Below are 24260 nucleotides of genomic sequence, written 5' to 3' on the forward strand. Positions count from 1 at the left end.
TCTCAAATAGCCAAATATTTAATGGGAAAATTGCCATTAACGAAAACAAATTCTATCTTTATTACGAAAATAATTTTTATCAGATTTATAATTATGAAAAGGAAAGTGACGCTTAAACAAATTGCCAAAGAATTGGATGTTTCTATCTCTACGGTTTCAAAATCACTTAGAAATAGTTTAGAAATTGGTGAAGAAACTCGTTTAAAAGTTCAAGCTTTTGCGAAATTTTATAATTATAAACCCAACAATATTGCTCTTAGTCTTAAGAACCGTAAAACCAAAACTATAGGAATAATAATTCCTGAAATTGTTCACCATTTTTTCTCTACTGTCATAAATGGAATTGAACAAGTAGCTAACGAAAACGGTTATAGCGTTATCATTTGCCTATCAGATGATTCTTTTGACAAAGAAGTTAGAAATATGGAAATGTTAGCCAATGGTAGTATCGACGGCTTTATTATGTCTCTATCTAAAGAAACGCAGCTAAAAGGGGATTTCCATCACATCACTGAGGTTATCAATCAAGGAATGCCAGTAGTTATGTTTGATCGAGTAACTAATGACATTCTATGCGATAAAGTTATTATTGATGATAAATCAGCGGCTTATGAAGCGGTGCAAAGTTTGATTGACAAAGGCAAGAAAAAAATAGCCTTAGTAACTACAGTGGATTATGTAAGCGTAGGAAAACTTAGGACAGACGGTTATACTAAAGCTCTTCTTGACAATGGCCTACCCTTTAATGAAAACCTAATTATCAAAATTGAAGATGTAGACACTTGTGAAATAATTATTGGCAAACTACTAGAAGACAAAGCTATTGATGCTGTATTTGCAGTTAACGAACTCTTTGCTGTAACTAGTATTAAAGCTGCAAATAGGATTGGGCTAAATGTACCTGAAGATTTGGCCGTTATTGCTTTTACCGATGGAATTATTTCAAAATTTTCTACTCCAACGATTACTACGGTAAGTCAAAGTGGAATCAAAATGGGAAATAAAGCAGCCAAAATGTTAATTGACCGTTTAGAACTTGAAGATGAGGAGGAAGAAAACTATAAAACAGAAGTTATTGAAACCCACTTGATTCAAAGAGAGTCTACTAATTAAGATAATTCGCTATAATATTCATTACTACAACCTTGTAGTAAAAAATGTTCGCTTTTATTTGACTATAAAAAACAAAAGTTTAAAATAAATTTTTACTTTTACCCCACTCAAAGCTTTTACTTTTACTTCGAAAAATAAGTTAAGTTTTGATAAGCATAGCGCTTATCGTATTAATATATAAATTACGATAATGGAAAAGCGTAAATTAAGTTTTTGGGAAATCTGGAACATGAGTTTTGGATTCCTAGGAATACAGATGGGTTTTGCCCTTCAAAATGCGAATGCCAGTAGAATTCTTCAAATTTTTGGTGCTGATGTCCATGAACTTTCTTGGTTTTGGATCATTGCTCCGTTAATGGGTCTTATAGTACAACCGATAATCGGTCATTACAGTGACAAGACTTGGGGGAAATTTGGACGAAGAAAACCTTTCTTTTTAGTAGGAGCATTATTAGCCTCGATAGGTTTAATATTAATGCCACAAGCCGAAATTTTTATTGCACTTTTACCCGCTCTTTGGGTTGGTGCCGGAATGTTAATGATCATGGATGCTTCATTCAATATTGCCATGGAACCTTTCCGTGCATTAGTAGGTGATAATCTTAGAACTGATCAAAGAACACTTGGTTTTAGTGTACAAACTGCCTTAATTGGCTTTGGTGCAGTTATCGGATCTTGGCTTCCTTATGTATTAACCAATTGGTTTGGTGTTTCCAATAGAGATGAAAATGGCGGAATCCCTTTACATTTGATCTTATCATTTGTAATTGGTGCAGTTATTTTAATTGGATCTATTCTCGTTACCATTTTTACTACCAAAGAATATTCTCCAGAAGAATTAGCACAGTTTGAAGATGAGCAAGCACATCACGAGACTGTAGCTGTTGAAAAAGAATCAAGCTTATTCGATATTTTTGAGGACTTTAGAAAAATGCCCACAACAATGAGACAGTTGAGTTGGGTTCAATTTTTCTCTTGGTTTGGACTTTTTGGAATGTGGGTTTTTACCACTCCAGCCATAGCTCATCATATTTACGGCTTACCGATAAATGACAGTAAAAGTGAGGCGTATCAAAATGCAGGAGACTGGGTAGGTGTACTATTTGGAATTTACAATCTTGTATCTGCTTTTTATGCCTTTGCATTACCTTACATCGCTAAGAAAATAGGAAGAAAACTAACACACTCTATCTCTTTAACTATTGGAGGACTAGGATTGATATCAATGTACTTCATGCCTAACGAAGATTGGTTAATCTTATCTATGGTAGGTGTTGGTATTGCATGGGCAAGTATCTTATCAATGCCTTACGCCATTCTAGCAGGATCAATATCGCCATTAAAAATGGGAGTATACATGGGGATTTTTAATTTCTTCATTGTTATTCCACAAATTATCAATGCTTTGATTGGGGGTCCATTAGTAAAATACCTGTATCAAGATGATGCCATATTTGCTTTAGTAACTAGCGGGGTAAGTTTTCTTATCGCAGCTGTACTTGTTGTTAAAGTAAAAGACGTTGATGATGTCGTAAAACGATAATTAATACAAACTTAAACTGATTTTTAAGTAAATATAGAGGCGCTCTAATTTACATATTCCAATAAAATTAATACCCAATATGCGTAAAAAAGCATTTATATTCGACCTTGACGGAGTTATAGTAGACACTGCTAAATACCATTATTTAGCTTGGCAAAAAATCGCTCAAGCACTAAACATTGATTTCACATTAGAACACAATGAATTACTAAAAGGAGTAAGCCGAGTGCGTTCTCTAGATATCATTTTAGAATTAGGCAAGGTTGAAGCTTCCCAAGAAGACAAAGACAAATGGTTAATTCAAAAAAATGAAGAATACTTATCCTATTTGGTAGATATGGATCAAAGCGAAATTCTGCCTGGTGTCATGCCTGTGCTAGAATTTCTAAAAGAAAATAAGCAACCTATTGCTTTAGGGTCAGCAAGTAAAAATGCACGTCCTATTTTAGAAAAAACAGGAATCATTCATTATTTTGATGCTATTGTAGATGGAAATGATGTTAGTAACGCAAAACCAGATCCAGAAGTTTTCTTAATTGCTGCTAAATTATTACAAGTAGCCCCAGAAAATGCTATTGTATTTGAAGATTCAGTAGCAGGTGTGCAAGCAGCAAATATTGGCAAAATGCTAAGTATCGGAATTGGTGAAGAAAAAACACTACACGAAGCTAACTATATTTTTGACGACTTTACACACATAGAAACAAGTTTTATCGCAGATTTGATAAATAGATAATAAAGAAAAAGAGTAAAGAGAAGTGCTGTTTGATTAAACAGTATTTAAACTTAAACTTTTAAATAAAAATAAAAAAATGAACCAAGATTATATAAAGCCAGACAATTGGTCCATCATAGAAGAAGGATTTGATGTAGAGAGAGTAAAGTCATCTGAAAGTCTTTTCAGTATTGGTAACGGAGCAATGGGACAACGTGCTAATTTTGAAGAAACATATACTGGAGAAACGTTTCAAGGAAGTTATATTGCTGGAATCTACTATCCTGACAAAACTAAAGTGGGCTGGTGGAAAAACGGCTATCCTGAGTATTTTGCAAAAGTATTGAATGCACCTAACTGGATTGGAATTGACATCGAGATCAACGATGAACGTTTTGATTTAAATAACTGTGCAGAGGTAAAAGACTTCCGTCGTGAATTGAATATGAAAGAAGGTTGGTACAGCCGCTCTTTTGAAGCAAAATTAAAAAACGGGACAGATATAGCTGTTAATGTTGTTCGTTTTCTTGCCTTAGACTTAGATGAAGTAGGAGTTATTAATTATGAAATTACTCCTTTAAATAAAGATGCTAAAATAGTTTACAAGCCATATATTGACGCTGGGGTAACTAACGAAGATGCAAACTGGGACGAAAAATTCTGGGAACCACTTGAGGTAAAGCACACCACAAATGAAGCATTTGTAACGGCACAAACTTTTAAAACACATTTTAAAGTGACTACTTTCATGCAAAGTAGCATTTTAGAAAATGGAAGAAACTTAAACCTATCACCTACAAATTTCGACACTACTACTGATAGAATTCAAAGTAGTTATGCAGTGATTGTGGCACAAGGACAAAAATCATCTATTCAGAAAATTGGTGGATATACAGTTTCTTTAAATCATGACAATACACTAGCTGCCGCTGAAAAAGCAATTCAGGCTGCCTTAGCAAAAGGATACGACCAATTATTGGAAGACCAAATTGCGGCTTGGGCAAAAATCTGGGAAATGTCAGACATTACAATCGATGGTGATGTTAAAGCACAGCAAGGAATCCGATTTAATATTTTTCAATTAAATCAAACTTATTTAGGTAAAGACAGTAGATTAAACATTGGACCAAAAGGATTTACAGGTGAGAAATACGGTGGATCTACTTACTGGGATACTGAAGCATACTGTATTCCATTTTACATGGCTACTAAAGACCAACAAGTCGCTAGAAATCTATTAACGTACCGTTACAATCAATTAGACAAAGCGATTGAAAATGCTGAGAAAAACCTTGGTTTTACTAATGGCGCTGCTTTGTACCCAATGGTGACCATGAATGGCGAAGAATGCCATAATGAATGGGAAATCACTCATGAAGAAATTCATAGAAATGGAGCTATTGCTTTTGCCATCTTTAACTACTATCGTTTTACAGGAGATTATTCTTATATCCCAGAAAAAGGATTAGAGGTTTTGATTGCAATTGCTCGTTTCTGGCATCAAAGAGCTTCTTTTTCAAACAACAAGAAACAGTACGTAATATTGGGAGTTACAGGACCTAATGAATATGAAAACAACGTAAACAATAATTTTTACACGAATTACATTGCTAAATGGTGTATCGATTATGCTTACGAACAAATTCAAAAAGTATCTTTAGAATACCCATCTGATCACAAACGCATTATCGAAAAAGTAACACTTGGAGAAGCAGAACTTCTTGAGTGGAAAAAAGTAGCAGATAATATGTATTTCCCTAAATCAGAAGAATTAGGAATCTATCTGCAACAAGACAGTTTCTTAGACAAAGACTTAGTTCCTGTTAAAGACTTAGATAAATCACAACGTCCTATTAACCAAAAATGGTCTTGGGACAGAGTATTGCGTTCACCCTATATCAAACAAGCCGATGTATTGCAGTGTTTCTATTTCTTCGAAGATCATTTTACAAAAGAGGAATTAAAACGCAATTTTGAATTTTACGAATCATTTACAGTTCATGAAAGTTCGCTTTCACCATGTGTACATTCTATCCAGGCAGCATTGTTAGATAAAATGGACATGGCTTATACTTTTTATTTAAGAACATCTCGTTTAGACCTTGATGATTATAATAAAGAGGTAGAAGAAGGATGTCACATCACGTCTATGGCTGGAACTTGGATGAGTATCGTAGAAGGTTTTGGAGGCATGCGCGTTAAAGACGACGCATTGCATTTCTCTCCCAAAATTCCTAAAGAATGGAGCGGATATTCTTTCAAAATTAACTTTAGAAATCAAATCTTGAGAGTAATTGTCAGTCAAAACGAAACTCAATTCACACTAGAAGGCTCTAATGATCTGACTGTTTATCTAAACGGAAAAGCAGTTGTCGTTGAAGCCACAAACTTGACAACAAGCTAGTACAGTTTAAATAATAAATTAATAATAAGGCATTAAGTTACATTAAGAAATAAAAACTCCTTAATTATCTTAATGTCTTATTTGTTTAAAATAGTAGGAACTAATTAATACACGTATATGAAAAACATAAAATTCTTATTGCTTCTTATCACCTCCACCCTATTTGCCCAAATTGATAAAGTAGAGCCCCCTTTCTGGTATGCGGGAATGCATAACCCGGAGGTACAAATCATGTTTTATGGTAAGAACATAGCACAGTATCAAGTAGAAGTTAGCAATAGTGTTGCTATCAAGGATATTCAAAAAACAGAAAATCCTAATTATCTTTTTGTCACCATTAATACTATTAACAGCCCTGCTACTGAACTTACTTTTTCATTTAAGAAAAATAAAAAAACAGCTTTTACCCAAAAATATGTACTAAATCAAAGAAGGGAAAAATCAGCACAACGCAAAGGTTTTGATGCTTCGGATGTGATGTACCTTATTATGCCAGATCGTTTTGCTAATGGTAATCCAAAAAATGACAGCACTAACGATACACAGGAAAAAGCCAATAGAACTTTGCCTGGAGGTAGACATGGAGGCGATATTCAAGGAATTATCAATAATCTAGATTATATCTCCTCATTAGGAGCGACAACTGTATGGAGCACGCCTTTATGTGAAGATAATGACAAAGCCTATTCTTACCATACCTACGCACAATCTGATGTTTATAAAATTGATCCTCGCTATGGAACAAATGAAGATTATAAAAAATTAGCAACTGAACTCCATAAAAAAGACATGAAGCTAGTGATGGATTATGTCACAAATCACTGGGGAATTGAGCACTGGATGATGAAAGATTTACCTACAAAAGATTGGGTACATCAATTTCGAAATTTTACACAAACAAATCATAAGAGATCAACTATTAGCGATACGAATGCATCTAAAATGGATACTGAAATATGTCTTGATGGCTGGTTTGTATCCTCGATGCCTGATTTAAACCAATCTAATGCTTTAGTTTTAAACTATTTGAAACAAAATGCAATTTGGTGGATCGAATATGCTGATTTAGATGGTTTCAGAGTTGATACCTACAATTATGCTGATCCTAAAGGGGTAACCGCTTGGACAAAAGCAGTTACTGATGAATATCCTAATTTCAATATTGTAGGAGAGATCTGGATGCACGATCAAGCTCAAATGGCTTACTGGCAAAAAGACAGTAAAGTAGGTGCGATTCAAAACTTTAACTCGCAGCTACCTAGTGTTATGGATTTCACATTACATGATGCCATTGGAACTATCTTTAATGAAAATGAGGGTACCTGGGATAAGGGAATGGTTCAGGTTTATGACAACTTTTCAAATGATTTCTTGTATCCAAACACAGATAATATTTTGATATTTGCTGAAAATCATGATACTAATCGCATCAACCAAGTCTATAAAAACGATTTCAAAAAATACCAGATGACTATGGCTCTGATTGCCACAGTTAGAGGAATTCCTCAATTGTATTATGGAAGCGAAATAGGAATGGCTGGAGACAAAGACAAAGGTGATGCCGATATACGTCAAGATTTCCCGGGGGGCTGGAAAGGAGATGTGAAAAATGCATTCACCGCTGCTGGAAGGACCGAAACTCAAAACCAATACTATAATTTCACCTCAAAATTATTCAATTGGAGAAAAACAAATGAAGCCGTTCACTTTGGGAAAATGACACATTACATCCCAGAAAACAATGTATACGTTTATTTTCGATACACTGAAAATAAAACGGTGATGGTCATCATCAACGATAATAGTAAAAGTCAAGTTGTAAAAACCAATCGTTTTCAAGAGAACATTAAAGACTTCAAAACTGGAAAAGAGGTATTATCAAACACTACTTTAGATCTAGTTAATGACATTTCAATTGCAGGAAAATCAGTAATGATTTTAGAATTAGCCAAATAATTAGAAGCTTTTTCCCGCTATCACCTTTATCTCTTCACTGCGTTGCGAGGATATCGGTTCTATCGGGGCTAAAAAAAATACCATGAATAAATCCATTTTTAGATTTCTGTTTCTATTAGTAATAACGAATGTTTCTTTTGCGCAAAATGCCACTAGAAAATTTGAGAACTATGCTGTGAATACTAATTCGTTAGAAATTACGACTTCAGACGGAAAATACTTTATTGTACCCTATTCTGATAAAATCATAGAAACCACTTTTATTCCAAATTCAGAAACCAACAAACCTCGTGCAAAGTCGCATGCGGTTGTACTTGCACCTGAACAAAGCATTTCGAAATTAAAAGAAACCTCAACCCAACTGCTATTCTCAACAAAGGGAATTGCGGTTAGCGTGAATAAATCGCCTTTTAAAATCAGTTATTTCTATAAAACAAAAGAACTGTTATCGGAGAAAAATGGCTATGTTAAAAAAGACAGTACTGAGGTTTTAGATTTTAATCTAGATAAAACAGAAACATTATATGGCGCGGGCGAACGCGTTTTAGGAATGAACCGTCGCGGGAATCGCTTGCAGTTGTACAATAGAGCACAATATGGTTATGAAACTCATGCTGAATTGATGAATTTCACCATGCCACTAGTAATGTCGTCAAAGATTTATGCCGTACACTTTGACAATGCAGCTATCGGATATTTAGACTTAGACAGTAAAAAAGACAATACTTTAGCCTATGAAACCATTTCTGGGCGCAAAACATATCAAGTGATTGCAGCAGATTCTTGGATTGACTTAATTAATAGTTATACTAATCTTACTGGTAAGCAGCCTTTGCCGCCACGTTGGGCATTTGGAAATTTTGCTAGTCGTTTTGGTTATCATTCGCAGGCAGAAACCGAGGCTACAATCCAAAAATTTAGAGCCGAAAAAATTCCTGTAGACGCTATTATTTTAGATTTATACTGGTTTGGGAAAACCGTTCAAGGCACCATGGGTAACCTTGAGTGGGATAAAGACAATTTTCCAGATCCAGGTACTATGATTTCAAATCTGGATAAAGAAGGAGTTAAAACCATTTTAATTACAGAACCTTTTATTCTTACTACTTCCAGCAAATCGCAAGAAGCTGTTGCTAAAAAAATCTTAGCAACTGATGCCTCTGGAAAACCATTTACTTATGACTTTTATTTTGGAAATACGGGAATCATCGACATCTTTAAACCAGAAGGCAAACAGTGGTTCTGGAACATTTATAAAGACTTAATCAACAAAGGTGTTGGCGGTTTGTGGGGAGATCTAGGCGAGCCTGAAGTTTTCCCTTCGCAAGCAATTACCGCTGCAGGTAAGGCAGATGAAGTTCATAATATTTATGGTCACAATTGGGCTAAATTAGTTCAAGAAGGTTACAAAAAAGATTTTCCTAGTCAAAGACCATTCATACTTATGCGCGCTGGTTACTCTGGCTCGCAACGTTTTGGTATGATTCCGTGGTCAGGAGATGTGAGCAGATCTTGGGGCGGTTTACAAGCGCAAACTGAAATTGCATTGCAAATGGGGATGCAAGGAATGGCTTATATGCACTCTGACTTAGGAGGTTTTGCCGGAGCCAACTTAGATAATGAGTTATACAGCCGCTGGTTGCAATACGGGGTATTCCAACCCATATTTCGTCCTCATGCTCAAGAAGATGTTCCTTCAGAACCCATCTTTAGAGATGAAAAAACCAAAGAGCTTGCTAAAAAAGCAATTGAACTACGTTATCAAATGCTTCCGTACAATTACACTCTCGCTTTTGAAAACAACCAAAAAGGAACACCCTTGATGCGTCCATTACTTTTTGAAGAACCACAAGACACCGCTATTCAAAAGGTAAATGAAACTTATTTGTGGGGAAATGATTTCCTAGTTACACCAATTACAAAAGCTGGTCTTGCTGAAAAAACAATCTATTTCCCAAAGAGCAATAACTGGTTTGACTTTTACAACAATAAAGAATACAAAGCGGGTAGTACAGCAAGTATTGCATTAGTTGAGAATCATATTCCGTTTTTTGTACGAGGAGGGGTCTTTATCCCTATGGCCGAATTAGTACAAACTACAAGAGATTATAGCAGCGAGAAAATAAACTTGCATTATTACTTAGATAACGCTGTGAAATATAGCAACGGTAAAATGTATCAAGACGATGGTGTGAATCCTAATGCTTTTGAGAAAGGCCAATATGAAATCCTAAATTTCGACGGAAAAAATAAAAAAAACTGTTTAATTATCAGGTTTAGTGCTACAATTGGAACAGAATATACTGCAATAGATAGAACGATTCAGTTGCACATTCACAACAGCAGTAAGCAACCAAAGAAAATAAAAGTCAACGGAAAATCAGTTCCTTTTACTTGGAACGAAAAAGAAAATCAGCTTACGCTGCCTGTAACATGGGAAAAGAGCACTTCTAAAAAAATAAAAATTCAATTCTAATAATATGAAAAAATACACCCTCCTTTTGCTACTTGCTACACTAAGCATTTTTGTTAGTTGCTCCAGTACCAAATCAAACACTGCAACTAATAAAACAACTAACACACCCTTTGTATGGGAAGCAGCTAGTGTTTATTTTTTAATGACTGACCGCTTCAACAACGGTGATACGTCTAATGATTTCAACTATAATAGAAATAAAACTACCGGAAAACTGCGTGGTTTTAAAGGTGGAGATATCAAAGGAATTTCAAAAAAAATAGATGAAGGATACTTTGATAAATTAGGAATTAATGCCATATGGTTCACGCCTATTGTAGAGCAAATTCACGATGGTGTTGATGAAGGAACTGGTTACAGCTATGGTTTTCACGGGTATTGGGCCAGAGATTGGACGGCTTTAGATCCTAACTTTGGAACAAAAGAAGATTTGGCTAAATTAGTTCAAAAAGCACATGCTCACGGAATAAGAATCATCCTTGACGGTGTGATTAACCACACAGGACCAGTTACTGCTGAAGACTCTGTTTGGCCTTCTGACTGGGTTAGAACAGAACCACAATGTGACTACCAAACGTATGAGACAACAACGGCTTGTACATTAGTAAAAAACCTTCCAGACGTAAAAACAGAAAGTAATCAAGAAGTTACTCTTCCTGCTTTTTTAATCGAAAAATGGAAAGCTGAAGGGCGCTACGAAAAAGAAGTGGCTTCTCTTGATGCCTTTTTTAAAAGAACGGGTTATGCTAGAACGCCAAAAAACTATATCATTAAATGGTTGACCGACTATATTATAGATTACGGAATCGACGGCTATAGAGCAGATACGGTTAAACACACAAATGAAAGTGTTTGGGCGGATTTTAAAACACAATGCGACTACGCTTTTGCCACATGGAAGAAAAACAATCCAACAAAGGTATTAGACAACAACCCTTTTTATACCATAGCCGAAGTGTACAATTATAACATTAGTGCTGGTAAGTATTTTGATTTTGGAGATAAAAAAGTCAATTATTACGATAATGGCTTTAGCAATATGATCAATTTTGAATTCAAATGGGATGCTCAAAAGGACTATGAATTTATCTTCTCTAAGTATTCTAAAATTTTAAATAATGAATTAAAAGGTCATAGCGTTTTAAACTATTTATCTTCTCATGATGATGGTGGCCCTTTTGATGCTGCCAGAACCAAAAATAAAGAGACTGCTACAAAGCTATTACTTTCACCTGGTCTTGCACAAGTTTATTATGGTGATGAATCAGCACGCTCTCTTGTAGTAGAAGGAACTGAAGGGGACGCAACTTTACGTTCACTGATGAACTGGGAAGACATTGAATCCAATCCTGACACTCAAAAAGCGCTTTTGCACTGGCAAAAACTAGGGCAATTTAGAAAAAACCACCCGTCAATTGGCGCAGGAATCCATCAAGAAATAACAGCACAACCGTATACTTTTTCTCGAATTTTTTCTAAAGGAGATTATACAGACCAAGTGGTTGTGGCACTGGATTTGCCAATAGGGAAAAAAGAACTTTCAGTGGCACCTATTTTTGCTGACGGCACAAAATTAAAAGATGCGTATTCTGGAAAAGAAACTACAGTGGTAAATGGCAAAGTAAGCCTTGATACTGCATTTGATATCGTATTATTAGAAAAATAAGGTTGTAAATAAAGTACGAAAAGCACAAACCACATTCGGTTTGTGCTTTTTTATTTTAACTACCTTTGTAAAAAATCAATTCCATGTTAAAAATTGGTCATCGAGGAGCGAGAGGTCATGAACCAGAGAATACCCTCATAGGATTCAAGAAAGCCATCGATCTACATGTTGACCGAATTGAGTTGGACGTTCACTTAAGTGCTGATGGAGAAATAATGGTTATTCATGATGAAACGGTAGATAGAACTACCAACGCCAAGGGATTGGTTAGTGAATTTTCGCTTCCAGAACTAAAACGATTTCTCATTAACAAAGAACATCATATACCAACTTTGACCGAAGTTTTAAACTTAATTGATCATAAATGTGATATCAATATAGAGTTAAAAAGCTTTGAAACGGCTGATAAAGTAGTGGATTTAATTGAAAAATTTGTTTCAGAAAAAAAATGGAATTACAATCAGTTTGTAGTTTCAAGTTTCGATTGGAATGCTTTGCAACAAGTGGCTTTATCAAATTCAAAAATTCCCATTGGTGTTCTGACTGAAACAGATGTTGACTTGGCTTTGGCTTTCGCCAAATTTATTCAGGCAAAATCTATTCATCCTTATTATCATTTAGTTAGCAAAGGAAATGTTAGCAAAATGCAGCAAGAAGGATTTCAAGTATTTCCTTGGACGGTGAATGAAATTGAAGACATTAAAAAAATAAAAACCTATAACGTAAACGGAATTATCTCTGATTTTCCCGATAGAATATAATTTTGCATAAGCAAAACAATACAAGCAATGAATCAAGATTTTGATATTATAATAGTAGGCGGTGGAGCAGCTGGATTTTTTACAGCCATTAATGTTGTAGAAAAAAACCCAAAACTAAAAGTTGCCATTTTAGAACGTGGTGCCGATGTACTTCAAAAAGTACGGATTTCTGGTGGCGGAAGATGCAACGTTACGCATGCGTGTTTTGAACCTAACGAATTAGTCAAGTTTTATCCTCGTGGAGAGAAAGAATTGCGCGGCCCTTTCCATCAATTTTGTTCTGGAGATACTATTGAATGGTTTGAAAAACACGGAGTAGAATTAAAAATTGAAGACGATGGAAGAATGTTTCCAGTATCTAACTCCTCACAATCTATAATTGACTGTTTCCTGCAAGCAACACAAAAATTAGGAATAAAAATCTTGACAGGACAAAGTGTACAATCTATTTTTAAAAAAGAAAATGCTTGGAAAATAGAAACACAAAACGAGAACTACATAGCCGAAAAATTAATATTAGCAACTGGTAGCAATCCCAAGATTTGGGAAATGTTACAAACCTATGGTCACGCCATTGTAAATCCGGTCCCTTCCCTATTCACCTTTAATATCAAAGACACAAGAATTAAAGAATTACCGGGTGTGGCAACATTAGCCACTGTAAAAGTAAAAGATACTAAACTAGAGTCTACAGGACCTTTATTGATTACACACTGGGGCATGAGTGGTCCTGCAGTTTTAAAACTATCGGCTTGGGGTGCGCGAATACTACATGATAAAAACTATCAATTTACCATTTTTGTGAATTGGCTAAATGATGTTGACACAACTGACGCGGAGAAAAAACTAAAAGATTTGAAGCAAGAACATGCTAAAAAAGCAGTTTCTAAAAAATCGCCTTTTGATTTTCCTAACCGTTTATGGGAAAGTTTAGTACTAGCTTCAGGAATTGAAACGGAAACCAAATGGGCTGATTTATCTAAATTACAGTTGCAAAACTTATCCAATCAATTGACAAATGGCACGTTCCAAGTCAATGGAAAAAGCACTTTTAAAGAAGAGTTTGTAACGGCAGGAGGAATAGATTTGAAAGAAATTAATTTTAAAACCATGGAAAGTAAACTGCATGAAAATCTATACTTTGCAGGAGAAATTGTAAATATTGACGCAATCACTGGTGGATTTAATTTTCAGAACGCTTGGACAAGTGGGTTTATAGTAGCCAATGCTATTTCATAATCACCATTAGAGATATAATTAACAAGAATTTACCGCTTTTGTAAGTTTTCCTTAAGACTATTATAATAACTTTACTTTCAACTAATTAGACCAGTATGAAAGTAAAACTACTCAGTGCATTTCTCTTTTTCGCTTACCAATTTAGTTTCTCCCAAACCGTAAAAGGTAAAACAATCTACAATAATTACGCTGTCCAAAATGTAGAGATCATCAACGCGACAACAAAAATGATTACAGTTTCTAAAGAAAATGGCGACTTTGAAATTGTTGCAAAAAACAATGATATTCTTGTATTTATATCAAAAGAGCACCAAGTAAAAAAACTGATACTCAATTCAAAATTATTTACAAATAACGAATTAATAGTTGAGCTAATATTAAAAGCCGAAGAGTTAAGCGAAGTGGTTATAACAAATATGCCTTCTATCAAATTAAGTTCAGATGCGAAATACGAGCAAAGTAAACTGGATACATATGCCATAGAAAATGCGGCCAATGCTCTTAAAGTAGGTGGTGTTTATATGGGCGGAATTGAGAACGGAATGGATTTTATGAGAATCGGAAAAATGATTGGAAGTTTATTTATAAAAGATAAGAAACCTTCAAAAAAAGCAGAATCAACAATGCCATTTATAGACTTTGTAAAATCAAGTTGTGATGAAAGGTATTTTCTAAAAACACTAAACTTAAAAGTAGACGAAATAGATTTGTTTCTGGAATTTTGTGATGCTGATCCTCGTTCAAAAAAAATTGCTGAAACACAAAATATTTTAAGTGTAATGGATTTTTTATTCGAAAAAAATAATGCCTTTAAAAAACTATAGGGTGTAGAAAAACAAAAACATTTCTCTACACCCTATAAATAAAGTTTAATAGTAACGGAATCCTTTAATCCTCAGCTATAATACTCAATACAAAGCTTTTTGAAAATATTGATTTTATCTTTAGCCTCGCTTATCTATTCAACCACCAAATACTACCATTCAAAACCATCGCAAAACTCACCCAAGCCAAATAAGGCAACAATAAATAACTTGCGATTTTATTAATTTTAGAAAACTGGGTATAAGTTTCAAATATCATCAACCATAAAAGTACAATCTCGATCCCCGCTAACATAGGATTATGTAAACCAAAAAATAAGTAGGACCAAAGGGCGTTTAATCCTAACTGAATCGCAAAAACGATCAATGCCTTCTTTACTAATTCTTTTTCAAACTCAATACGATCCCATACCAGTCCTGCAGCAATCCCCATCATGATATACAGCATACTCCAAACTGGAGCAAAAATCCAATTCGGTGGATTAAAACTAGGTTTTTCTAGTGTAGGATACCATGTGGTAATCGCTGCTTTTGTTACGATACCAGAGAAATAACCTATAGCAAGACATGTAACAACAACTGCTAATATTTTAGTAATCTTATTCATATTTTATTTTGTTTGAGGACTCAAAATTAATCAAAAACGGAGAGTATTTCAATAAATAAACCAATTGATGTGTGCGCCAAAAAAAGTATCTTTGCCAAAATTTTACAATTCATGTTAACAGCAAACGATTTTATCCCTACAACTTATTCTCAAGATATAGAAAGTGGTGAATACCAGTGGAGCGCACCTAGTAATATAGCCCTAGTAAAATACTGGGGAAAAAAAGAGAATCAAATCCCTGCCAATCCATCGGTGAGTTTTACGTTGAATAATTGTAAAACAATTACAAAATTGGTTTTCGCCAAAAAAAATCTTTCGACTTCGCTCAACACTGATTCAGATGATTTTTCTTTTGATTTGCTTTTTGAAGGCCAACCAAAAGAAGACTTCAAACCGAAAATTCAAAAATTCTTGGAAAGAATTGAAGCCTATCTTCCGTTTTTAAAAAGATATCACTTTACGATAGATACACAAAATACTTTTCCGCATAGTTCAGGAATTGCTTCATCAGCATCTGGAATGGCAGCGCTTGCGATGAACTTCATGAGTTTAGAAAAAGCATTAAACCCAACAATGACAGACGACTATTTTTATCAAAAAGCGTCTTTCTTGGCAAGATTAGGTTCAGGAAGTGCTTGTCGTAGTGTAAAAGGACAAGTAGTTGTTTGGGGAAAACAAAAAAATATAAAAGGTAGTTCTGACTTATTTGGAATAGAATTTCCAAATGCTATTCACGCTAATTTCAAGAATTATCAAGACACTATTTTATTAGTAGATAAAGGCGAAAAACAAGTCTCCAGCACGGTAGGTCATGACCTGATGCATAACCATCCGTATGCTCAAAGGCGTTTTGAACAAGCTCATGAAAACTTAGATCAATTAATATCCATTTTTGAAAATGGTGATGTAAATGAATTTATAAAGGTTGTAGAAAGTGAAGCCTTAACTTTACACGCGATGATGATGACTTCGATGCCGTATTTTATACTAATGAAACCGAACACATTACAGATTATTAATGCCATTTGGAAATTTAGAAATGAAACTAAAATTCCCGTTTGCTTCACCCTTGATGCAGGTGCAAATGTGCATGTTCTATATCCCGAAAACGTTAGCGAAAAAGTTTTGCAATTTATTAAGGACGAATTAGTTGGCTATTGTCAAAATGGGCAGTACATTTGTGACCAAATTGGAAATGGGGCTTTATTGAATTAGTCCGTTTTTTTGTTTATCTTTATTTTTTTAAAGTGTTGAAATAATGGATATTCAATCAGAAAAACTAGAAATTATAAAATTGTTGTTAGCCACTAATGACGAAACGATAATTGAATCAATAAAAAACATTTTCGAAATAAAAGAAAATGCTGTTTGGAACAAATTATCAACAGAGCAGCAGGAAAAAATTGACCTTAAAATTCTCGAAGAGAATCGCGGAGATCAAGTAGATTTATAAAAAGAACACGATATAATTACCAACCCCAAATTGATAATTCTCAATTGATTATGAAAGGACCTTTATTTTACTCAAAAATATTACTCTTTGGAGAATACGGAATTATACGTGACTCTAAAGGTTTATCAATCCCTTATAATTTTTATAACGGCGCTTTAAAAAGAGACGAGAACCCTTCAGCAGAAGCCATTGCTTCTAATGCTAGTTTGAATCGTTTTGCGAGCTACCTTGATACTTTACAAACAGATCAACCCGATCTAGTTTCATTTGACTTAGCTACATTAAAACAAGATATTGAAACAGGTATGTATTTTGACTCAAGTATTCCTCAGGGATATGGAGTAGGAAGTAGTGGCGCATTAGTTGCTGCTATTTATGATAAATACGCTCAGAACAAAATTACTGTTCTTGAAAATTTAACGAGAGAGAAGTTATTAGAATTAAAGACTATTTTTTCACAAATGGAAAGTTTTTTCCACGGAAAAAGTTCTGGATTAGATCCTTTAAATAGTTATTTGAGTATACCGATTCTTATTAATTCAAAAGACAATATTGAAGCAACGGGAATCCCAAATCAAAGTTTTGATGGCAAAGGAGCTGTTTTCTTATTGGATTCAGGAATTGTAGGTGAAACAGCACCAATGGTAAATATATTCATGGAAAACTTGAAAGACAAAGGATTCCGTACCATGTTAAAAAATCAATTTGTAAAATATACAGATGCTTGTGTTGAAAATTTCCTAGGTGGCGATATGAAATCATTGTTTACCAATACTAAAAAATTATCCACAGTGGTTTTAAGTCATTTTAAACCCATGATTCCAGAACAATTTCATGCTATTTGGCAAAAAGGAATTGACACTAACGACTACTATTTAAAATTATGCGGATCGGGAGGCGGTGGTTACATCTTAGGTTTTACTGAAGATTTAGAACGCGCTAAAGCATCGTTAAAAGATTATAAGTTAGAAGTTGTTTACCAATTTTAAAAGAACATAAAACATATATTTAAAGCTTAAGATTCTTTGTGATTTTAAGCTTTCTTATTTTAGAAAAGTATGGCATTAAGCAGAAAGCATAAGCTTTTATTCATGAAAGTAGTTAGTTTATTCTCAGTAGTACGAGGGTATAATATTCCTATCATAATACTAGCACAATACCTTTCGGCAATATTTATTCTTGCACCTGAGAAAAGAGCAATTACTATTTTACTCGATTTAAATCTGTTCTTGCTTGTCTTTGCTTCTGCCATTACCATTGCCTCTGGTTATATCATTAATAATTTTTATGATAGCCAAAAGGATTTAATAAACCGACCTAATAAATCCATGTTAGATCGATTAGTAAGTCAATCAACAAAGCTTAAAGTATATTTTACTTTAAATTTTTTAGCAGCCTTATTAGCACTTTTTGCTTCTTGGCAAGCTTTTCTGTTTTTTTCAGCCTATATATTTTTAATCTGGTTCTACTCTCATAAAATTAAGAAATATCCCGTTGTAGGTAATTTGACCGCAGCTATCATGGCGGTAGTGCCGTTTTTTGCAATACTCCTACATTACTACAATAACATTAGTTTTGAAGAAATTGAAAATTATAAAGGGCATTTTGCGGTGATTTTTGCACATGCTTGTTTCTTATTCTTATTGTTACTGATCAGGGAAATGATTAAGGATTTAGAAAATCTCAAAGGGGATTTGGCTAATGGTTATCAAACAATCCCAATTCGTTTTGGCGAAAATGTCTCTAAAAAGATTATAACAGCACTAACCCTTTTTACCCTTTTTCCAGTGTATGTCTTAGTAGACATCTATGATGTAGGTTATATGGACATCTACTTTTATTGCTGCTTTATTATTCTAATTTTCTTTTTACTGTATTTATGGAAATCAAATAAAAAGGAACAGTATCTACTACTGCACAATGTTTTAAAATTCCTGATTGTTGCGGGTGTTTTTTGTATTGTTTTAATTAACCCAACAGTATTGTGGAACGGTAAAAAACTACTGCTACTGATTTAAAATATCACTCTTTAAAATTACTATTTTTATCGCATGGATAGCCCTGATTGTAACGGTATCCTTTTACTTTTTTCTTTAAAAAGTAAAAGATAAAGTGGAAAGCAGGAAATAGCTCCTTAAAAAAACCAACTTCACATACATAATATCACTATAGGTTAACGTTTTAGCATTTTAATTAGTAGTTATTGATTGCCAATTATATAAATAGTATCTTTGCGCAAATTATTGATTATTATGAATAACAAGGAAGGCAATAATAAGAGTGGTGGCGGGAGAGCAAATAGCTCACGACCACATTCAAATAAGCCAAAACCTGCCATGCAGAAGCGCGCTCAAGGGCCAAAAAAAGTGAAGGTAAATACTAAAGTTGCCGATGTTGCTACTGATAAAGTAGAGAAGAAACCTAATCAAGCGCCAAAGAGACCTAAGGTTAAAGACGAAATTCGTTTGAATAAATATATTGCAAATTCTGGTGCTTGCTCGCGTCGTGATGCAGATATCTATATTCAATCAGGGACCGTAAAAGTAAACGGTATTCCAGTAACCGAAATGGGTTATATGGTAAAACCAGGAGATGTTGTAAACTTTGACGGTGCAACTTTGACACCAGAAAAAAAAGTCTACATTTTATTAAACAAGCCGAAGAACTTTACGACTGCATTTGACGAAGGTCAGGAATTTCGTAATGTTTTAGAATTAGTAAAAGGTTCGACTACAGCCAAAATTGGTGCTGTAGGAAGAATGGATAAAAATACGACTGGATTATTGTTGTTTACTAATGATACTGACATGATTCGTAAATTTACTTTACCTACAAACAAATCATCAAAGATATACCACGTTTCACTAGATAAAAACTTGAAATTTGAAGATTTAGAAAAAATCAACAAAGGACTTGTTCTTGACGGACACCGCGTTTATGTTGAAGACATTAGTTATATTGAAGGAGAAGCTAAGAGCGAAATAGGGTTGAAATTAAGATCAGCTAATGTGAAGGTTGTTCGTTCTATATTTGAGCATTTTAGCTATGATGTATTGAGAATTGACCGTGTATCTTTTGCAGGTTTGACTAAGAAAAACTTACCAAGAGGAAACTGGAGATTACTTACAGAGCAGGAAATTATCAATTTAAAGAACGTATAAAACGACTTTAAAAATAAAAGAGAGTAAAAAATCCTTTTCATTCGTGAATAGGATTTTTTTTTACCCCTAATTCAAAACCATGACACCAGAAAAATTACAATCAATCGCTTTTAAATGGATCGAAAGCTTTAACAACAAAGAACTAGAAAAATTACTAGCGCTGTACGATAATGATGCCGTACATTACAGCCCCAAATTAAAAACCGCAAAACCAGATACTGATGGTTATGTAACAGGAAAAGAGGCTTTGCGCCAATGGTGGGAAACTGCTTTTGAAACAATTCCTAGTTTACAATACAAACTGACATCCCTAACCGCTAATAGCGACCGAGTATTCATGGAATACTTACGAACTGTGGACAACCAAAGTGATATACTAGTGGCTGAGGTTTTAGATATTAGAGAAGAAAAGATTGTTGCCTCTAGAGTTTATCATGGTTAAAATAGTACTTCTGTATCAAATTTTATTTTAGCTTTACGTAATCTTAAGTAAAGCAAAATGAAAAAATCGACTGTAGTTTTTAGTACAATAATAGTAGCCGTTCTCCTGATGAACTGCAAATCAGCTGACAAGAAAATAGATTTCTCTCAGATTACTAAAAATTATTTTGATGATAAAAATGCCCTCGATCCATTAAGCGCTACACAAAGTGGACAAAATCAGTACAATGACCAACTGCAGTTTGAGATGACCGATGGTTTTAGAAAATCGCAATTGGCTTTTTTTAATAAGTACGAATCAACATTAGACTCCGTTGATGAGCAAGATTTATCAGCAGAAGAAAAGAACAGTTATGAGATTATAAAATGGGAAGTTAGTGTTGGGAAAAAACTATTAGATCAACCAACTAACCTGATGCCTATTCACCAATTTTGGGGAACACACTTAACCATGGGGCAGTACGCTGGAGGAACAAGTGGTCAACCGTTTAAGACAGAAAAGGATTATACCAATTTCTTAAAAAGATTAGACTTATACAGTGTTTGGATTGATTCGGCTATGGTTTATATGAGAAAAGGTATAAGCAAAGGAGCTGTTTTACCAAAATCTTTAACAGAAAAAGTGATTCCGCAGTTTGCAGAAATGGCAACGCCAAATATTGAAGACAATCTATTTTATTCGGCAATCAAAATAATGCCAGCAGATTTTTCGGATGCTATTAAAAGTGATTTAAAAGCAAAATATACTGCTACAATCAATGACAAGCTGATACCACAATATAGAAAAATGGCTGATTTCCTAAAAAACGAATATTTACCTGCTTCTAGAGCAACAAGTGGAATAGGGAGTTTGTCATTTGGAAAAGAATTATATGCAGCTTATGTACGGCAATGGACAACTACTGAAATGACTCCAGAAGAAATTCACGAACTAGGACTTAAAGAAGTAGCGCGCATCAATGCCGAAATGGAAAAAGTAAAAAATCAAGTGGGTTTTAAAGGAACTCTTATAGAATTTTTTGGTTATGTGAGAAACAAACCTGAGCTGAAGCCATTCAAAAAGCCAGAAGAAGTGATCGCTAATTTCAATAGAATTTACAGTGTTATAAAACCAAATGTAGATAAGTTATTCTCCTTACAACCTAAAACAAAATTTGAAATTAGAAGAACAGAAGCGTTTAGAGAAAAAACCGCCAGCGCGGAATACAGCCAGGGAACAGCTGATGGAACTCGTCCCGGTATTTTTTATGTTCCTATTCCAGATGTAAAAGAATACAACATGTACGGTGATGAAGATTTGTTTTTACACGAAGCTATTCCCGGACACCACTTCCAAATTTCACTACAACAAGAAAATGAAAGTCTGCCAGATTTTAGAAAATTCAATTGGTTTGGTGCTTATGGTGAGGGTTGGGCTTTGTACACGGAGAGTCTAGGAAAAGAATTAGGGCTGTATCAAGATCCTTATCAGTATTTTGGAATGTTAGGAAACGAAATGCATAGAGCGGTTAGATTAGTGGTAGATACAGGATTACATAGTAAAGGATGGACTAGAGAACAGGCCATCAAATATTCTTTAGAAAATGAGGCCGAAAGTGAAGCAAGCATCACTACTGAAATAGAACGCTATATGGCTATTCCAGGCCAAGCTTTGTCCTATAAAATTGGCCAACTTAAAATCATGGAACTTCGCAAAAGAGCACAATCCAAAATGGGAAGTAACTTTGACATCAAAAAATTTCATGAAAAAATCTTGGAATCTGGAGTAATGCCGTTAGCTTTACTAGAAAAGAAAATCGATACGTGGATTAATGAACCTAAATAATTAAAATTATGAAAAAATTACTAATTTATACTTTGTTATTGACTTCAATGACATACAATGCAAATGCTCAACAAGTTTTAGATAAACTAAATCCAAACAATACTGGCGCATTATATAGAAATAATGTTTTAAGTAATAATGAGTTATTAAAAACAGAAGGCTCTGTATATTTTGTCAATGAATTTAGAGCAGCTGAAGTTTCAGGTGTACCACAGCAACTGTTGATTCGTTACAATGCCTTTACTGATATGATAGAGGTCAAAAATGAAAAAGGGGAACTTTTTTCTTTAGTTAAAAAGACACCATACAATACCATAACTATCCTTCATTATAATGAAAAAATAAAACTACTAGATTATAAAAGCTCAGGTGACCTTGTTGTTAATGGATACTTAGTGGAATTATTTAGCAATAATGATGTCACTTTATATAGAAGAGATAAAACCATTTTACAAAAAGGTAAAGCTGCAGTTAATTCTTATGCTTCACCAACAGCTTCAAGATATATTAAAAAGGATGCAGAATATTATATAAGTGTCAATAATGAAATCGCTATTGCAATGCCAAAGAACAAGAAGGAGTTGCTCGCACTATTCCCTTCAAATAAAGAAGAAATTGCAGCTTTTGTCAAGAAGAATGATTACTCACTCAAAGAAGAACGAAGTATTATTGAAATTGCAAAATTCATTTCAAATTTATAAATTTGAAAACAGCTTCTCAGTAAGAAGCTGTTTTTATTCGTATCTATAACGAACATTTGCACAAGAGCTAAATGAGTTCAATTTTAATAGACAAAAAGCAACACAATCCTGTTTTATATTTATTTTAGCCATTGATTTAAAATGGAAATATAGTTCAATGAATAATAAAGTCTCTTTAAAAGAAATTGCCAAATTATTTTTAAAACTAGGTATCATCGGTTTTGGAGGACCAGCGGCACACATCGCTATGATGCGGCAGGAAGTAGTGATTAAAAGAGCTTGGTTGACTGAACAACATTTCCTAGACCTCATTGGAGCTACTAGTTTAATCCCTGGTCCCAATAGCACTGAGTTAGCTATCCATATTGGTCATGAAAAAGGCGGACTAAAAGGACTACTAGTTGCTGGACTCTGTTTCATTATGCCTTCAATACTTATTACTGGAGTTTTGGCGTACTATTATAAGGTGTACGGACAGCAACTACAAGCACAAGCCTTTCTATACGGAATTAAACCTGCCATTATTGCCATAATTCTGGCCGCTGTATATCCTTTGGCTAAGAAATCGATAAAGTCTACCTATTTAGCATTACTGGGTTTTTTAGCATTGGTTTTAACCGTTCTTCAAGTCAATGAAATATACATACTTTTTGGAGCAGGGCTTATTGCGCTGTTATCCTCCAAAATATCTAAAAAACAAAGTTTGAGCCTGGTCCCATTGTCGATCCTTCAAATAGCAAAAACTACAGTCGTTACAGCAACAAACTGGAATCTCTTTCTAATATTCTTAAAAATAGGCGCTGTATTGTATGGAAGTGGTTATGTCTTATTTGCCCTTCTAGACACAGAGTTAGTTTCTACGGGCATTATGTCGAGAGCAACATTAGTAGATGCTATAGCAATAGGGCAATTTACTCCTGGCCCTGTATTTTCATCCGTTACCTTTATAGGATATCAAATTAATGGTTTATCTGGAGCAATCATAGCGACAATTGCCATTTTCATCCCCTCATTTCTATTTGTTGCTATACTGAATCCGCTGGTTAGAAAAATGCGAACTTCTCCAGCAATTGCTATTTTCTTAGATGCCGTTAATGTCGCTTCTATAGCTATTATTGTTGCAATTTGTTACCGTATGGGTAGTGATTCGATCGTTGACTGGAGAACGGCATTAATCCTAATTAGCAGCACAATAGCAACTTTTAGAATCCCAAAAATCAATAGCGCTTTCATAGTGCTATTTGGAGCAGTTGCAGGCTACCTATTGCTCAATTTTCGATAGAGGAAAACTTACAATTATACTATAGACCTAAATAGATACATCATTCTATAACTGGTTTATATAATTTGACAAGACTTCTCTTTACATGGCTAT

General features: G+C 34.3%; 21 protein-coding genes. 19 read left to right on the forward strand and 2 right to left on the reverse strand.

Annotated features, from left to right (window positions below; translation table 11 throughout):
- The first annotated feature begins 93 nt into the window (after window positions 1-93).
- The 9 genes from ACEN2K_RS13805 (at window position 94) to ACEN2K_RS13845 (ending at window position 13873) form a co-directional block, all read left to right on the forward strand.
- A complete protein-coding gene (locus ACEN2K_RS13805; protein ID WP_441759919.1) occupies window positions 94-1113 on the forward strand; it encodes a LacI family DNA-binding transcriptional regulator in 1020 nt (339 codons plus the stop codon).
- 190 nt (window positions 1114-1303) lie between these two features.
- The gene (locus ACEN2K_RS13810) at window positions 1304-2656 is read left to right on the forward strand and encodes an MFS transporter (RefSeq protein ID WP_441759920.1); all 1353 of its coding nucleotides are present in this window, start codon (window positions 1304-1306) and stop codon (window positions 2654-2656) included.
- 79 nt (window positions 2657-2735) lie between these two features.
- Window positions 2736-3392 carry a beta-phosphoglucomutase gene (gene pgmB / locus ACEN2K_RS13815; RefSeq protein WP_441759921.1) on the forward strand — a complete coding sequence of 219 codons (657 nt, stop codon included), beginning with the start codon at window positions 2736-2738 and terminating at the stop codon, window positions 3390-3392.
- 76 nt (window positions 3393-3468) lie between these two features.
- Complete coding sequence (locus ACEN2K_RS13820) at window positions 3469-5775, forward strand: glycoside hydrolase family 65 protein (RefSeq protein WP_441759922.1); 2307 nt, start codon at window positions 3469-3471, stop codon at window positions 5773-5775.
- Between the two features lie 117 nt (window positions 5776-5892).
- Entirely contained in the window at window positions 5893-7731 is a 1839-nt protein-coding gene (locus tag ACEN2K_RS13825) for a glycoside hydrolase family 13 protein (RefSeq protein WP_441759923.1), read from the forward strand.
- A gap of 82 nt (window positions 7732-7813) precedes the next feature.
- The gene (locus ACEN2K_RS13830; RefSeq protein WP_441759924.1) at window positions 7814-10207 is read left to right on the forward strand and encodes a TIM-barrel domain-containing protein; all 2394 of its coding nucleotides are present in this window, start codon (window positions 7814-7816) and stop codon (window positions 10205-10207) included.
- 4 nt (window positions 10208-10211) lie between these two features.
- On the forward strand, window positions 10212-11873 hold the full coding sequence (locus ACEN2K_RS13835) for an alpha-amylase family glycosyl hydrolase (protein WP_441759925.1): 1662 nt from the start codon (window positions 10212-10214) through the stop codon (window positions 11871-11873).
- An 83-nt stretch (window positions 11874-11956) separates the two neighbouring features.
- Window positions 11957-12634, forward strand: a complete 678-nt coding sequence (locus ACEN2K_RS13840) for a glycerophosphodiester phosphodiesterase (protein ID WP_441759926.1) — start codon at window positions 11957-11959, stop codon at window positions 12632-12634.
- 27 nt (window positions 12635-12661) lie between these two features.
- Window positions 12662-13873: an NAD(P)/FAD-dependent oxidoreductase gene (locus ACEN2K_RS13845; protein ID WP_441759927.1), complete on the forward strand. Its 1212-nt coding sequence runs from the start codon at window positions 12662-12664 to the stop codon at window positions 13871-13873.
- On the opposite strand, the gene ACEN2K_RS13850 is transcribed toward ACEN2K_RS13845, so the two are convergent.
- On the reverse strand, window positions 13863-13940 hold the full coding sequence (locus tag ACEN2K_RS13850; RefSeq protein ID WP_441759984.1) for a KxYKxGKxW signal peptide domain-containing protein: 78 nt from the start codon (window positions 13938-13940) through the stop codon (window positions 13863-13865). The genes ACEN2K_RS13845 and ACEN2K_RS13850 overlap by 11 nt on opposite strands.
- 28 nt (window positions 13941-13968) lie before the next feature.
- On the opposite strand from ACEN2K_RS13850, the gene ACEN2K_RS13855 reads away from it, so the two are divergent.
- Window positions 13969-14697, forward strand: a complete 729-nt coding sequence (locus ACEN2K_RS13855; protein ID WP_441759928.1) for a hypothetical protein — start codon at window positions 13969-13971, stop codon at window positions 14695-14697.
- A 130-nt stretch (window positions 14698-14827) separates the two neighbouring features.
- Here ACEN2K_RS13855 and ACEN2K_RS13860 read toward each other — a convergent pair whose 3' ends face one another.
- The gene (locus ACEN2K_RS13860) at window positions 14828-15304 is read right to left on the reverse strand and encodes a TspO/MBR family protein (RefSeq protein ID WP_441759929.1); all 477 of its coding nucleotides are present in this window, start codon (window positions 15302-15304) and stop codon (window positions 14828-14830) included.
- A 111-nt stretch (window positions 15305-15415) separates the two neighbouring features.
- On the opposite strand from ACEN2K_RS13860, the gene ACEN2K_RS13865 reads away from it, so the two are divergent.
- The 9 genes from ACEN2K_RS13865 (at window position 15416) to chrA (ending at window position 24167) form a co-directional block, all read left to right on the forward strand.
- Complete coding sequence (locus ACEN2K_RS13865; RefSeq protein ID WP_441759930.1) at window positions 15416-16519, forward strand: diphosphomevalonate/mevalonate 3,5-bisphosphate decarboxylase family protein; 1104 nt, start codon at window positions 15416-15418, stop codon at window positions 16517-16519.
- A gap of 43 nt (window positions 16520-16562) precedes the next feature.
- A complete protein-coding gene (locus tag ACEN2K_RS13870) occupies window positions 16563-16757 on the forward strand; it encodes a hypothetical protein (RefSeq protein ID WP_441759931.1) in 195 nt (64 codons plus the stop codon).
- Window positions 16758-16807: 50 nt separating this feature from the next.
- On the forward strand, window positions 16808-17746 hold the full coding sequence (locus ACEN2K_RS13875; protein ID WP_441759932.1) for a mevalonate kinase family protein: 939 nt from the start codon (window positions 16808-16810) through the stop codon (window positions 17744-17746).
- A 69-nt stretch (window positions 17747-17815) separates the two neighbouring features.
- Entirely contained in the window at window positions 17816-18775 is a 960-nt protein-coding gene (locus ACEN2K_RS13880) for a geranylgeranylglycerol-phosphate geranylgeranyltransferase (protein WP_441759933.1), read from the forward strand.
- 234 nt (window positions 18776-19009) lie between these two features.
- Window positions 19010-19918 (forward strand): pseudouridine synthase, encoded by a 909-nt coding sequence (locus tag ACEN2K_RS13885; RefSeq protein WP_441759934.1) that lies wholly within the window; start codon window positions 19010-19012, stop codon window positions 19916-19918.
- A gap of 79 nt (window positions 19919-19997) precedes the next feature.
- Window positions 19998-20360 carry a nuclear transport factor 2 family protein gene (locus ACEN2K_RS13890; protein ID WP_441759935.1) on the forward strand — a complete coding sequence of 121 codons (363 nt, stop codon included), beginning with the start codon at window positions 19998-20000 and terminating at the stop codon, window positions 20358-20360.
- Window positions 20361-20417: 57 nt separating this feature from the next.
- Window positions 20418-22184, forward strand: coding sequence for a DUF885 domain-containing protein (locus ACEN2K_RS13895; RefSeq protein WP_441759936.1), 1767 nt, complete (start codon window positions 20418-20420; stop codon window positions 22182-22184).
- Window positions 22185-22192: 8 nt separating this feature from the next.
- On the forward strand, window positions 22193-22885 hold the full coding sequence (locus tag ACEN2K_RS13900) for a hypothetical protein (protein WP_441759937.1): 693 nt from the start codon (window positions 22193-22195) through the stop codon (window positions 22883-22885).
- Between the two features lie 157 nt (window positions 22886-23042).
- Complete coding sequence (gene chrA, locus ACEN2K_RS13905; protein WP_441759938.1) at window positions 23043-24167, forward strand: chromate efflux transporter; 1125 nt, start codon at window positions 23043-23045, stop codon at window positions 24165-24167.
- Window positions 24168-24260: the final 93 nt, after the last annotated feature.

It is taken from the genome of Flavobacterium sp. W21_SRS_FM3, from assembly GCF_052113625.1.
Taxonomy (GTDB): domain Bacteria; phylum Bacteroidota; class Bacteroidia; order Flavobacteriales; family Flavobacteriaceae; genus Flavobacterium.